Raw genomic sequence first — 12757 nt, forward strand, 5'->3', positions numbered from 1 at the left:
ATTCTGAATTAAGTTTTTTTCCTAAAACTTTAAATGAAAACAAAACAGAAATTTTTGATTTGCAAAATAATTATAATTTGAAATTGTTAAATACAACGGATTCTTTGTGTTTTTATACTAAATTTATTTGTTCTCATGAAATACCAAGAAATATTAAAATAAAAAAAATAAAAAATTACTATATAATTGATCAATGATTATTAATTATAATGAATGGCGCGCTTGCAAGGAGTCGAACCCTGAACCTCCAGAGCCGAAATCTGGCGCTCTATCCAGTTGAGCTACAAGCGCATACCGTATTAATAATATAGTTTATGGAAAAAAGCATTAATTTTATAGTTAAAGAAGAAGAGAAGAATTTAAGAATTGATGTAGTAATTAACAAAAGAAATGAAATTATTAGTAGGACCAGAGTTAAAAATTTAATTTTAAAAGAAAAATTAAAACTAAATAATGAAATAATTAAAAGTCCATCAAAAAAAGTTTCAATCGGTGATTTGGTAAATCTTATAATTCCAAAACCAGAAATTGCATCTCTAAAGCCTTATGATTTTAAATTAAATATTATTTATGAAGATTCTGATTTATTAGTAATTAATAAACCTTCAGGAATAATAATGCATCCTGGAGCAGGCAATTATGATAGAACAATTGTAAATGCATTAATACATTATAATAAAGAATCTTTATCATCTATTGGAGATGAATTAAGACCTGGAATTGTTCATAGAATTGATAAAAATACGTCAGGTTTAGTTGTTATAGCAAAAAATAATGAGACCCATGAAAATTTATCAAAACAATTTAGTAAGCATACAATTATTAGAGAATACCAACTTTTAATATGGGGAAAGCTAAGACCATCTTTTGGTAGGATAGAAACATTTATTACTCGTAGTTCAAAAAATAGACAACTTATGGAAGTGAGCAGTTCAAAGGGTAAGAAAGCTGTAACAAACTATAAAACAATTGAAATTTTTGAAAATAAAAAAATACCTACATTAAGTTTAGTCGAATGCAAATTAGAAACTGGTAGAACTCATCAAATCAGAGTGCACATGAACTATAAAGGAAATAGTTTAGTTGGTGATGACAAATATAAAAAAAAATATAAAAAATTAAAAAACGTTGATTTTGACATTCAAAATTCAATTACAAATTTAGACAGACAATTTCTACACGCAAAGACTTTAGGCTTTGTTCATCCTAGAACTCAGAAAAAGCTGATTTTTACCTCAATTTTGCCTCAAGAACTAAATAATATTTTAAAAATGCTTAGAAAAGCTGAAGAATAAATTATTGAAAATTAAGTATAATTAACTAAATAAACTTTGCTATGAACACAACTATGAGTAACAATCTTCCGGCACTATCCAATGAGGGTGGTCTTTCTGCATACTTAGAACAGATTAAAAAATTTCCAATGCTGGCTGCAGAAGAGGAATATATGTTAGCCAAAAATTGGAAAACAACTGGAAATATTAAAGCTGCTGAAAAATTAGTAACTAGCCACTTAAGATTAGTTGCAAAAATTGCTATGGGATACAAAGGCTATGGTCTGCCAATTAATGAAATGATTTCAGAGGGAAATGTTGGTTTAATGCAGGCTGTTAAAAAATTTGAACCTGAAAAAGGTTTTAGATTAGCAACTTATGCTATGTGGTGGATTAAAGCATCTATCCAAGAGTATATCTTAAGATCTTGGAGTCTTGTAAAAATTGGAACAACAACTGCTCAAAAAAAATTATTTTTCAATTTAAAAAAAATTAAAAACCAAATATCTCCAGAAACTGAAGGTGATTTAAAGGATGAACACGTAAACCATATTGCTAACAAACTTGATGTGAGTAAAGAAGAAGTTGTTTCAATGAACAGAAGACTTTCTGGAAAAGAGTTTTCATTGAATGCTCAAGTTGGAGAGGATGGTGATGAATGGCAAGACTGGTTAGTAGATAAAGAGCTTGATCATGACTTAAAATTTGCTCAACATGAGGAAATGGAGCAAAGAAAAGACTTGTTAAAAGATTCTATTACAGTACTAAATGATAGAGAAAGAGAGATATTGTATTCAAGAAGACTAAATGATGATCCAACAACCCTGGAAGATTTAAGTAAAAAATATAAAATCAGTAGAGAAAGAGTTAGACAAATAGAAAATAAAGCATTTGAAAAACTTCAAAAACAAATGCTTCTTCTTGCTAAATCTAAAAATTTATTACCAGCGAATTAAGCCTCAAAAGGATTTTCAATTAAAATAGTATCATCTCGTTCAGGACTAGTAGAGACGCTAGAAATTTTTGCACCTATAAAATCTTCTACTGCAAAAATATATTTTTTTGCATTATCTGGTAAAGATTCCATATTTTTAATTCCACTGGTAGGTACCTTCCAGCCTGGAAAAGATTTATAAATTGGTTTTATTTTAATTTGATCCTCTACAGCTGCAGGTAAATAATCTAATTTTTCTCCATCGAGCTCATAAGCAATACACATTTTAATTTCATCTAATTCATCAAGAACATCTAATTTTGTTAAAGCTATACCATCTATGCCTGAAACTTTAATTGTTTGTCTTACTAGAACACCATCAAACCACCCGCATCTCCTTTTTCTACTTGTAACAGTTCCAAATTCTTTTCCACGTGTGCCCAGAAGTTCACCTACTTCATCAGTTAGTTCTGTTGGAAAAGGTCCTTCCCCTACTCTTGTTGTATAGGCTTTTGTAATTCCTAAAACATAGTTTATTGAATTAGGACCACATCCTGTTCCAGTAGCTGCACTCGAAGCGACCGTATTAGATGAAGTTACAAAAGGATAAGTTCCATGATCTACATCAAGTAAAATACCTTGGGCACCTTCAAATAAAATTTTCTTTTTTTGCTTTTTAAATTGATCAATTTTAAGCCATACAGGCTGTGAAAATTTTAATATTTTAGAAGCAATTTTAAGTAAATCAGATTTAAGTTGATCTTTTTCAAACATTTTTTTTCCAAGTCCTTTTCTGATTGCATTATGATGTATCAACACAGAATCTAATCTTTGATCTAAATTTTTTTCTGATCTTAAATCCATAACCCTTATTGATCTTCTTCCTACTTTATCCTCATAAGCAGGTCCAATTCCTCTTCTGGTAGTTCCTATTTTACTTTTTCCTGCTGTATCTTCTCTAATTTCATCCATTTCTCTATGGAAAGGCAAGATCAGATTTGCGGACTCTGATATTATGAAGTTATCTACATCTACTTCTACTCCTTTAGATTTTATCTCTTCAATTTCTTCCAATAAGGCCCAAGGATCTACAACAACACCATTACCAATTATTGATATTTTACCTTTTCTAACAATACCAGATGGAAGTAATCTTAGCTTATAAGTAACTCCATCAATGACAAGAGTGTGGCCTGCATTATGACCACCTTGAAATCTAATAACTACATCTGCCTGTTCAGATAACCAATCAACAATCTTACCTTTTCCTTCGTCACCCCATTGAGATCCCACAACAACTATGTTTTTCATTAATTAAATTTTTTATTTACTTTTATAGAAGTGAGATGGTTAATTGGGCCATGACCTTTTCCATAATTTGGGTTTGTTTTGATAGCTATATTTACATACTTAATTCCGAGCTCACAAGATTTCTTTGCTGGTTTTCCACACGAAACAAATGTAGTGACTGCACTTGATAAAGTGCACCCTGTACCATGGGTATTGTTTGTTTTATGACGCGTACTATTAAAAATCTTAATATCTTTTCTATTAACAAATACATCCTTAACTATTTTATTTTTTGAATGCCCACCTTTAATAAGTACATTTTTAGCTCCTAATTCCATAAGCTTATTTGCAGCGTAAATCATGTCTTCAACAGATATGATTTTTGTTTCAGTCAAAATTTCAGCTTCGGGAATATTAGGAGTAACTAGTGAAACTTTATTCATTAATTCTGATTTTAATAACTTAATTGCTTTATTGTCTATTAATTTGGCACCACCTTTTGCAACCATAACAGGGTCTAAAATAATACGTTTAACTTTAATTAAATTCAAAGCTTTAATTACCATCTTGACAACATTAGATGAGTGTAACATTCCTATTTTAATTGCATCAGGCTTAATATCTTTCGAAGTAAAAATAATTTGATTGAAAATTTCTTTTGGATTGATACCTACTATTGATTTCACACCTGTAGTATTTTGAATTGTAACTGCAGTTATAGCTGTCATCGCATAAGAACCTAAAGCTGTAACAGTTTTAATATCAGCTTGTATACCAGCTCCACCAGATGAATCTGAACCCGCAATAATTAAAATTTTCGAATTTGGTTTCAATTTATTTTATTTTTTTAGATATCATGTTAACACATCTGGATAAAAGTATTTTATTATCACTTTCTGCCATTACTCTAATTTTAGATTCTGTTCCTGATTTTCTAACTAAAACTCTTCCCTGACCTTTAACTAATTTTTCTGCGAGTTTTATAACTTTTTTTATTTCAGGTTTGTTAATAATATTTTTATCTTTAACAGTTACATTTTCTAATAATTGAGGGGTTTTTTTAAAACTCTGAAAAAATTCACTAGTTTTTTTACCTTTTCTCAGAGAAAAAAGAACTTCTAAAGCTACAAGTAACCCGTCTCCAGTTGTTGCAAATTTACCTAAAATAATATGTCCTGATTGTTCGCCACCTAAATTAAATTTATATTTTTGCATTTTTTCTTTGACATATCTATCGCCTACATTAGCTCTTAAAAATTTAATTCTTTTGAATTGTAAATATTTTTCTAGTCCATAATTCGACATTAGTGTTCCAACAACGCCACCTTTTAGCATTTTTTTATTTTTCCATCTTGTTGCTAAAGCAGCTATTATTTGATCACCATCTACAATGTTACCTTTTTCATCACATATTATAATTCTATCAGCATCTCCATCTAAAGAAATGCCAATATGAGCTTTATATTTTTTTACAGCTGTTCTAATTTTTCTTGGAAAAGTTGATCCACAATCTTTATTAATATTTAAACCATTTGGGTTTACACCTATTGCTATAACTTTTGCACCTAATGATTTTAATAATTCGGGCCCTGCTTTATAACCAGCACCATTGGCACAATCTATGACAATTCTTAATCCTCTTAAATTGAACTCTTTTGTGAAATTTTTTTTTAATATTTTAATATATTGTTTAGTTCCTGATTCTAATCTTTTAACTCTTCCTAACTTTTCAGGACTGGAAAGGTTATTTGATATTTTTTTATCTATAAGAGCTTCTATTTTTTTTTCTATTTTATCTGATAATTTCATTCCATCAGGACCAAATAATTTTAATCCATTGTCGTGATGAGGATTATGAGAAGCTGTAATCATAATACCCATATTGGCCTTCATTTCTTTTGTAAGCATAGCCAATCCATTGGTTGGTAAAGGGCCCAAAGTGTAAACATGCATTCCAGCAGAAGCTAAACCAGAAACAAGCGCAGGTTCGAGTGTATATCCTGATAATCTTGTATCTTTTGCTATTATTGCTGTTTGTTTTTTTTTCTTTTGGGATCTAAAATATGTACCACTAGCTAATCCAAACTTAAAAAACATATCTCCATTAATATTTTTACTATTAATAGCTCCTCTTATTCCATCTGTTCCAAAATATTTTTTTGCCATTATTTACTTGTTATCTCTTTAAAGACTTTAATTGCTTGCATAACTTCATTAACATCATGAATTCTCAAAATCTGAACTCCTTGTGTCATCAAATATAATGATGACGATATAGTTCCTCCAATTCTAGTAAAGCTATCATTTTTTTTTGAAATATCTTTAATAAATCTTTTCCTAGAATTTCCTACAAGTATAGGAAATCCCAATGAATGAAAAATAGAAATACTTCTGATTAAATTCATATTATGTTTCAGTTTTTTTCCAAATCCAATTCCAGGATCTAGAATTATATTATTATGCTTAATACCTTTAGATCTTAGAAATTTTATTTTCTCATCAAAAAAATCATAAATATCCAGTAATTCATTATTATATTTAGGATTTTTTTGCATATTTTCTGGTGTTCCAAGTGTGTGTTGAATGACAAAAGGAACTTTATATTTTTTTAATACATTTATTGTTTCTGGATCAAAACTTAATCCTGAAACATCATTAATTAGTTTTACTCCTAATTTAATTCCATTTTTCATTATTTCAGATTTTCTAGTATCTAAAGAAATTGGAATTTTTTTTACAATAGTTTTTAAGATCTCATTTATTCTTTTCCACTCATCTTCTTTATTTACTGTCTTTGAGCCCGGTCTAGTTGACTCTCCACCAACATCTATTAAATCAGCGCCGTCGTCATATAGTTTAAGAGCGTGGCTTTTTCCTCTTTGTTTTGTATTAAATTTTCCTCCATCAGAAAAACTATCTGGGGTAAGATTTAAGACACCTAGTATATTTGGAATCTTTTTAAAATCTAAATTAGAAAAATTTTTTTTTTTAATTTTAATTTTTTTTAAATCTAAATTAACTTTTTTCTTTAAATCATTTGGTAAATATTTTATTTGATTAATGGAAATTTTTTTCTTCGATTTTCTAGTTATTATTTCAATATGATCAAACGATATTTCTTTAATTTGATGTAGAGGTATGGTTTTTTTTTTACCAACTAAAATTCTAGACTTATCACCATAATAGAAATTACACGCTCTTGTGTAATATTCTTGCATTATAAATTAATGAACAATTTTTGGTTTTAGACCCATGGCCCCTAAAGCTGAGTCATGATCATCTTTTGAATCTTGATTTTCTAAAGTTTTATCTTTCGGATACAAATTTTTATTGATTATATTCTCAATCTCTTCACCTGTTAATGTTTCATAAGTAATTAATGCCTTAGCAATTTTATGTAAATCATCTATTTTCTCAGTTAATATTTTCTTAGCTTGATTATATCCTTCGTCTACAAGTTTTCTAATTTCTTTATCAATTTTTTGAGCAACTTCCTCTGAAACTGATTGAGTTTGAGTAACTGATCTTCCTAAGAAAACTTCCTCTTGATTTTCTCCATATTCAACTGGCCCCATCTCTTCACTCATACCGTATTTGGTTACCATCGCTCTTGCAAGTTGTGTAGCTTGATTTATATCAGAACCACTTCCTCCACCTGCTCCTGTTGATATATTATCTTTTCCAAAAATTAATTCCTCTGCGACCCTTCCTCCAAAACATACTGCTAATCTAGCTTTTAGATATTTAATTGAATATCCATGTTTATCTCTTTCTGGTAAATTCATAACCATTCCCAACGCTCTTCCTCTTGGTATGATTGTAGCTTTGTGAATTGGATCATAACTTGGCATATTAAATGAAACTAGAGCATGACCACCCTCGTGGTAAGCAGTAAGTTTTTTTTCATCTTCGGTCATCACCATTGATCTTCTTTCAGCACCCATTAACACTTTATCTTTTGCCTCTTCAAATTCTAATAAAGTTACAATTCTTTTATTTTTTCTAGCTGCTAATAAAGCAGCTTCGTTGACTAAGTTAGCTAAATCTGCTCCTGAGAAACCAGGTGTCCCTCTTGCTATAGTTCTTAAATTAACGTCTGGTGCCATCTTAATTTTTTTCACATGAACTTTTAAAATTTTTTCTCTTCCAATGATATCTGGGTTTGAAACAACTACTTGTCTGTCAAATCTCCCAGGTCTCAATAGCGCTGGATCGAGAACGTCAGGTCTATTTGTTGCTGCAATTATGATTACACCTTCATTAGTATCAAATCCGTCCATCTCTACTAATAATTGGTTTAAAGTTTGCTCTCTTTCATCATTACCTCCACCTAAACCTGCACCTCTACTTCTTCCCACTGCATCTATTTCATCAATAAATATTATGCATGGAGAATTTTTTTTACCTTGTTCAAACATATCTCTCACTCTTGATGCTCCAACACCAACAAACATTTCAACAAAATCTGAACCTGAGATAGTAAAGAAAGGAACTCCCGCTTCACCTGCAATAGCTCTTGCTAATAAAGTCTTTCCTGTACCCGGTGGTCCAACCAATAAAGCACCCCTAGGTATCTTTCCACCAAGTCTACTAAATTTTTTAGGGTCTTTTAAAAATTCTACAATTTCTTCTACTTCTTCTTTTGCCTCTTCTACTCCAGCAACATCATTAAATGTTACTTTGCCTTTAAGTTCATTCATCATCTTGGCTTTTGACTTGCCAAATCCCATCGCTCCACCTTTTCCACCTTGCATCTGTCGCATAAAAAATATCCAAACAGCAATTAATAAAAGCATTGGGAACCAAGAAAGTAATACACCAAATAAAGATGGCATTTTTTCTTCTAACGGAGCTGCTGAAATACTCACGCCTTTATCTGATAATTTTTCAATTAAATTAGGATCGTTCGGAGCATAAGTTGAAAATGAATTTCCATTTGAGTAAACACCCTTGATGTTGTTTCCCTGTATCTCAACTTTTAAAACTTCTCCATTTTCAACTGAAGTTAAAAAATCTGAAAAAATTATTTGATTTCCTCCTCTAATATTTGATTGAGGATTTTTAAACATGTTATAAAGACCAATAGTTAAAAAAACTATTATTCCCCACATAGCCAGATTTTTAAAATTCATGTTGTAAAGATAAGAATTATTACAAATTAAACAAGTGACAAAATAACTATAAATTTAGGGATATTAAAGCTCTTTATACACAATTACAGTTCTATTAATTTTTTTTACTACACAATTTCCAAGTGTAGATTTAAAAGTAGTTTTACTTTCTAGATTTTCTAAAATATTAGCAATTTTTTTACCCCTTGGTGGAAAATATTTTTTCCCAACTAACTGTAAGATCTTTGAAAATGACCTGAACAAAACTTCTTGAGGAAAGTTAAAAAATTCCTCTTTTAATACAACTTTATTATGAGAGATAATCGAATTTTCTCTTAAATTTTTTTCACAAAAAAACTGGATTGATTGATCAACACTTTTTAAATTATTAATTGATAATTTGAATTTACTTTTATCTAAACCTTCACTTTCAAGATTTTTAATTAAATTTCTAATTCTTACTCTTTTAAAAATTTCATCTTCATTTGAGGGATCTTCTACATATTTATTAAAGACCTTTTTTGAAATGTAGATTAAATCTTTTTTCTCAACGTTTATTAAAGGTCTTAAGATATTTGCATTGTTATTTAAAGTAGTTTTGTCTAAAGATACGATACCCTTTAAACCACTGCCTCTTAAAAGCCTAATTAAAAAATTTTCATAAACATCATCTTCATGGTGACCAAATAAAATATGATTAATTTTAAATTTTTTTGATTGGTTAATTAAGAGATTATATCTTTTTTTTCTTGCAAGAGATTGGATATTATTTTTGGGTTTTTTCCCATTCCATTTTAAAATATCTAAATCTATAGAAAAATCTTTTAAAAGATTTTTTACAAATAAAGCTTCTACAGATGAATTCTTTCTCAATTTATGGTCAACAAGAAAATATTTGACTTTTAAAGATTTTTTAATTGAATAAATTTTTGAAAAAAAAGCTAAAGCAAGGCTATCTGGGCCACCTGATACAGCAACTGTAAAATCGTTATTTAAATTTAAATTATTTTCAAATTTATTATAGATTTTATAAATTCTTTTATCTCTTAATTTATTAAGAAGTTGTTTATGAATCTTGCTTGACGCATTCAAATTTTTTAGACTCATATTTTGCTTTTTGTATTACAGACTGATTTGCATTTGGATATTGCAACTCTACACCATTAATCATCTTACAGCCTTGATCTTTTTCGCCAATTTGAACCATTGAAACTCCAAGTTTTAATAAATTTATTGGAGCTTTCTTGCCTTTTGGATATTTTTGGTATCCTTCGAGATAAGCTGAAGCAGCATCAGTATAAAGTTGTCTTATTCTGAAAGTTTCTGCATACCAATATTGAGCACTACCTGCTAATTCATCATCAGGATTTGACAACACAAATTCTCTAAAAGCTCTTTCTGCTGAACTGTAATCTCCAACTTTTAAGAAACTTGTTGCAAATTCATATTGTTCTTTTGGAGTTAAATCTATTGGTAAAATTTTATCTTCAGCTTGAAAAGTTTCTTCTGCAATAGAAGCTATAGTATCAACCGATTGAATCTGTTGATTCTCCTCTGAAGTTTCCATATCTTTATAAGAAATTGTGCCTAAGTCCTGAGGCTGTGAGCTTCCAGGAAGAATTTGCTTTTCAATTTTAGGCGCAGAACTCAGTTGTTGATTACTATCAATTGTACTGACAGAACTTAAATCATTTTCTATATCTTGAAACCTTATCTGATTATCGGATTGTAGCTTGGATACTCTGTTTGAGAGTTTATCAAGCTTAAAATTAATTTCCTCAAATTTATTAGTAAGTTCTCTAAACTGCTCCTCTACCTCTGATAACTTTAACAAGTGTCTAGTTAAGACATCCTCAGAATTATTATCAAGACTTGATACTGATTGATTATTTGTAGTACTTTCTAATTCAATTGATCCTGAGTAAACGGCTCTTTCAAGAGTTTTTAAATCTTTTTTAATTAAATCTAAAATTTCATAAATATTGTGGTTATCTGAGTTAGCAATTCCTGAAAAAAAGAAATTTAGTATTATTATTAATTTAAATAATGTTGATCTAAAAAGTGATCTCATTAAATTTTTATATGATTATAAAAAGGCAAAAAAAAGACCCTAAAAGTTTTTAATTTTAGGGTCTTTTTTAAAAATTCTTTAGTTTGCTTTAACAGTAACTGATCTTCTGTTTTTAGACCATGCTAAAGGATTTGATCCTGAGTCAACAGGTCTTTCTTTACCATAACTGATTACAGTAATCCTATCTGATGAAACACCATAAGTCATTAGATAATCTTTTGCAGCGTTAGCTCTTCTTTCACCAAGTGCTAAGTTATATTCTCTTGTTCCTCTTTCATCTGCATGACCTTCTAAAACTACAGTGATGTTAGAATTTTCTCTTAACCAAGCAGCTTGAGCCCTTAAAGTTTCTCTTGAAGCTGTAGTTAATATAGATTCGTTAGTTGCAAAGAACACTCTGTCAGCAACACCGTCTGCTAAATATTTTACGCTATCAGTTCCAACGTAAACATCTCCTTGCATCTGACCTGCAATTTTTTCAATCTTAGTTACTTCTTCTTTTTTAGTTTCTTCTTTTGGTGCCTCTTTTTCAACGGCTACTTCTTTTTTTGTTGCACACGCTGTTAAAATTATTCCAGCAGAAATAACTAGTAACGTGTTTTTGAAAATTTTGTTTAATCTCATTAATATGCTCCTTGCTGCTTTTTCAAATACTACTTTTTTCACAACTAAATAGATGTTTCAACCCAAAAAATCAAGAAATTTCATCGTATTTAAAGATAAATTGATATTAATTACTTAATAAAGACGACCAAGATGGGTCAGATGCGTCCGTCTCAGTTTTTATCAATCTTTCATTATACCCAGTTAAATCAATAGACCATAATTTAGCAGAAAAACCTTCGCCTTTAGAATTAGTTTTTGTTTCTCTATAAAATATCAAAACTCTTCCATTGGGTGACCAAGATGGGGCCTCTTGATAATAGTTTTCTGTTAACAATCTTTCACCAGATCCATCTGTTCGCATCACTCCAATATAAAATTTTCCTTTATGTAATTTTGTAAATGCTATTAAATCACCCCTAGGAGACCAAACTGGTGTTCCGTACAAACCATTACCAAAAGAAATTCTTTTCACATCACTTCCATCATTTTTCATGACATAAATTTGTTGATAACCACTTCTGTCAGAGTTGAAAGTTATATATTTTCCGTCTGGAGAATAAGAAGGTGATGTATCAATTGAAGGATGATTTGTTATTCTCTCTACCAATCGAGTTTCTAAATTCATCGTATAAATATCTGATTTTCCATCTTTAGCGAAACTCATGATTATTTTTTTTCCATCAGGTGAAAATCTAGGAGCAAATGTCATTCCAGGAAAATCTCCAACTACTTCCTGTGTTCCTGTTTCAATATCTAAAAGATAAACCCGTGGCATATTTTTAAAATAAGATAAATAAGTAACCATTTGACTTGCTGGGTTAAATCGTGGAGTAAGCACAAGCTCATTTCCTAAAGTTAAAAATTTATTATTAGCACCATCTTGATCCATGATAGCTAATTTTTTTATTCTTTGGGTTTTTGGTCCTTCTTCAGCCACGTAAATTATTCTTGTATCAAAATATCCTTTTTCTCCTGTTAATCTTTCATACACTTTATCTGATATGATATGCCCAACTCTTCTCCAATTTGTTGGTACCGTTGTAAACGCTAAAGCCATCATCTCTTTTGCAGCAAGCACATCCCAAAGTCTAAACTCAACTCTTAATTTATCATTAATAAAATTTACTTTACCCGTAATAAGAGCTTGAGCTTTAATTAAATTCCAATCTTCAAATCTTGGTTTTAAATTTGCTATATCTGGTGCTTGTAAAAATGCTTTTTTATCTAAAGGATTAAATAAACCTGAAGTTCTTAAATTATTTTCAACAATTAACGATATTTCAGATCCAATGTTCTCTTTATCTAAAATTTGTTCAAAATTTTTTCTAGATGTTTCATCTATTGATAACGGTGAGACTGCAAGTGGAAGAGGGTTTAAGTTTCCCCTTGTAATATCAACTTCAATTAACCCAAAAGTTTTTATTGGAAAAAAAACAAAAATGAAAATTATACATTTTTTAATCATAAATTA

The 12757-nt window shown here is 29.7% G+C and carries 12 protein-coding genes and 1 tRNA gene; 3 read left to right on the plus strand and 10 right to left on the minus strand.

The features are described 5' to 3' along the window. Window positions 1-197: hypothetical protein (locus ACTTAY_RS00005; RefSeq protein WP_440671891.1), on the plus strand; the 197-nt coding region annotated here is incomplete at its 5' end. A gap of 17 nt (window positions 198-214) precedes the next feature. Here ACTTAY_RS00005 and ACTTAY_RS00010 read toward each other — a convergent pair. After that, window positions 215-291: transfer RNA gene (locus ACTTAY_RS00010), tRNA-Arg, on the minus strand. 23 nt (window positions 292-314) lie between these two features. Between ACTTAY_RS00010 and ACTTAY_RS00015 the strand changes: the two genes are divergently transcribed. Together ACTTAY_RS00015 and rpoH are read left to right on the plus strand one after the other, a co-directional pair. Next, a complete protein-coding gene (locus tag ACTTAY_RS00015) occupies window positions 315-1295 on the plus strand; it encodes an RluA family pseudouridine synthase (RefSeq protein WP_440671892.1) in 981 nt (326 codons plus the stop codon). 53 nt (window positions 1296-1348) lie between these two features. Then, window positions 1349-2230 (plus strand): RNA polymerase sigma factor RpoH, encoded by an 882-nt coding sequence (gene rpoH, locus ACTTAY_RS00020; protein WP_440671930.1) that lies wholly within the window; start codon window positions 1349-1351, stop codon window positions 2228-2230. Here rpoH and ACTTAY_RS00025 read toward each other — a convergent pair. The 9 genes from ACTTAY_RS00025 to tolB form a co-directional block, all read right to left on the minus strand. Then, window positions 2227-3519, minus strand: coding sequence for an adenylosuccinate synthase (locus ACTTAY_RS00025; RefSeq protein WP_440671893.1), 1293 nt, complete (start codon window positions 3517-3519; stop codon window positions 2227-2229). The two genes, rpoH and ACTTAY_RS00025, sit on opposite strands and share 4 nt — an antisense overlap. Beyond that, window positions 3519-4331 carry a bifunctional hydroxymethylpyrimidine kinase/phosphomethylpyrimidine kinase gene (gene thiD / locus ACTTAY_RS00030; RefSeq protein ID WP_440671894.1) on the minus strand — a complete coding sequence of 271 codons (813 nt, stop codon included), beginning with the start codon at window positions 4329-4331 and terminating at the stop codon, window positions 3519-3521. The genes ACTTAY_RS00025 and thiD overlap by 1 nt, the downstream gene beginning before the upstream one ends. A 1-nt stretch (window position 4332) precedes the next feature. After that, window positions 4333-5664: a phosphoglucosamine mutase gene (gene glmM / locus ACTTAY_RS00035; RefSeq protein ID WP_440671895.1), complete on the minus strand. Its 1332-nt coding sequence runs from the start codon at window positions 5662-5664 to the stop codon at window positions 4333-4335. After that, window positions 5664-6716: a dihydropteroate synthase gene (gene folP, locus ACTTAY_RS00040; RefSeq protein WP_440671896.1), complete on the minus strand. Its 1053-nt coding sequence runs from the start codon at window positions 6714-6716 to the stop codon at window positions 5664-5666. The genes glmM and folP overlap by 1 nt, the downstream gene beginning before the upstream one ends. A 6-nt stretch (window positions 6717-6722) precedes the next feature. After that, window positions 6723-8630 carry an ATP-dependent zinc metalloprotease FtsH gene (gene ftsH / locus ACTTAY_RS00045; protein ID WP_440671897.1) on the minus strand — a complete coding sequence of 636 codons (1908 nt, stop codon included), beginning with the start codon at window positions 8628-8630 and terminating at the stop codon, window positions 6723-6725. Between the two features lie 63 nt (window positions 8631-8693). Beyond that, window positions 8694-9716, minus strand: a complete 1023-nt coding sequence (gene tilS / locus ACTTAY_RS00050) for a tRNA lysidine(34) synthetase TilS (protein ID WP_440671898.1) — start codon at window positions 9714-9716, stop codon at window positions 8694-8696. After that, window positions 9676-10680 (minus strand): tol-pal system protein YbgF, encoded by a 1005-nt coding sequence (gene ybgF / locus ACTTAY_RS00055; RefSeq protein WP_440671899.1) that lies wholly within the window; start codon window positions 10678-10680, stop codon window positions 9676-9678. The genes tilS and ybgF overlap by 41 nt, the downstream gene beginning before the upstream one ends. A 78-nt stretch (window positions 10681-10758) precedes the next feature. Beyond that, window positions 10759-11304, minus strand: a complete 546-nt coding sequence (pal, locus tag ACTTAY_RS00060) for a peptidoglycan-associated lipoprotein Pal (protein ID WP_440651922.1) — start codon at window positions 11302-11304, stop codon at window positions 10759-10761. A 106-nt stretch (window positions 11305-11410) separates the two neighbouring features. Then, window positions 11411-12751, minus strand: coding sequence for a Tol-Pal system beta propeller repeat protein TolB (tolB, locus tag ACTTAY_RS00065; RefSeq protein WP_440671900.1), 1341 nt, complete (start codon window positions 12749-12751; stop codon window positions 11411-11413). Window positions 12752-12757: the final 6 nt, after the last annotated feature.

The sequence above is a fragment of the Candidatus Pelagibacter sp. HIMB1715 genome (assembly GCF_052047595.1).
Lineage (GTDB): Bacteria > Pseudomonadota > Alphaproteobacteria > Pelagibacterales > Pelagibacteraceae > Pelagibacter.

Coding starts and splice junctions, on each gene's coding strand:
- ACTTAY_RS00015 (WP_440671892.1), top strand. CDS start 315: ATGGAAAAAAGCATTAATTTTATAGTTAAAGAAGAAGAGAAGAATTTA.
- rpoH (WP_440671930.1), top strand. CDS start 1,349: ATGAGTAACAATCTTCCGGCACTATCCAATGAGGGTGGTCTTTCTGCA.
- ACTTAY_RS00025 (WP_440671893.1), bottom strand. CDS start 3,519: ATGAAAAACATAGTTGTTGTGGGATCTCAATGGGGTGACGAAGGAAAA.
- glmM (WP_440671895.1), bottom strand. CDS start 5,664: ATGGCAAAAAAATATTTTGGAACAGATGGAATAAGAGGAGCTATTAAT.
- folP (WP_440671896.1), bottom strand. CDS start 6,716: ATGCAAGAATATTACACAAGAGCGTGTAATTTCTATTATGGTGATAAG.
- ftsH (WP_440671897.1), bottom strand. CDS start 8,630: ATGAATTTTAAAAATCTGGCTATGTGGGGAATAATAGTTTTTTTAACT.
- tilS (WP_440671898.1), bottom strand. CDS start 9,716: ATGAGTCTAAAAAATTTGAATGCGTCAAGCAAGATTCATAAACAACTT.
- ybgF (WP_440671899.1), bottom strand. CDS start 10,680: ATGAGATCACTTTTTAGATCAACATTATTTAAATTAATAATAATACTA.
- pal (WP_440651922.1), bottom strand. CDS start 11,304: ATGAGATTAAACAAAATTTTCAAAAACACGTTACTAGTTATTTCTGCT.
- tolB (WP_440671900.1), bottom strand. CDS start 12,751: ATGATTAAAAAATGTATAATTTTCATTTTTGTTTTTTTTCCAATAAAA.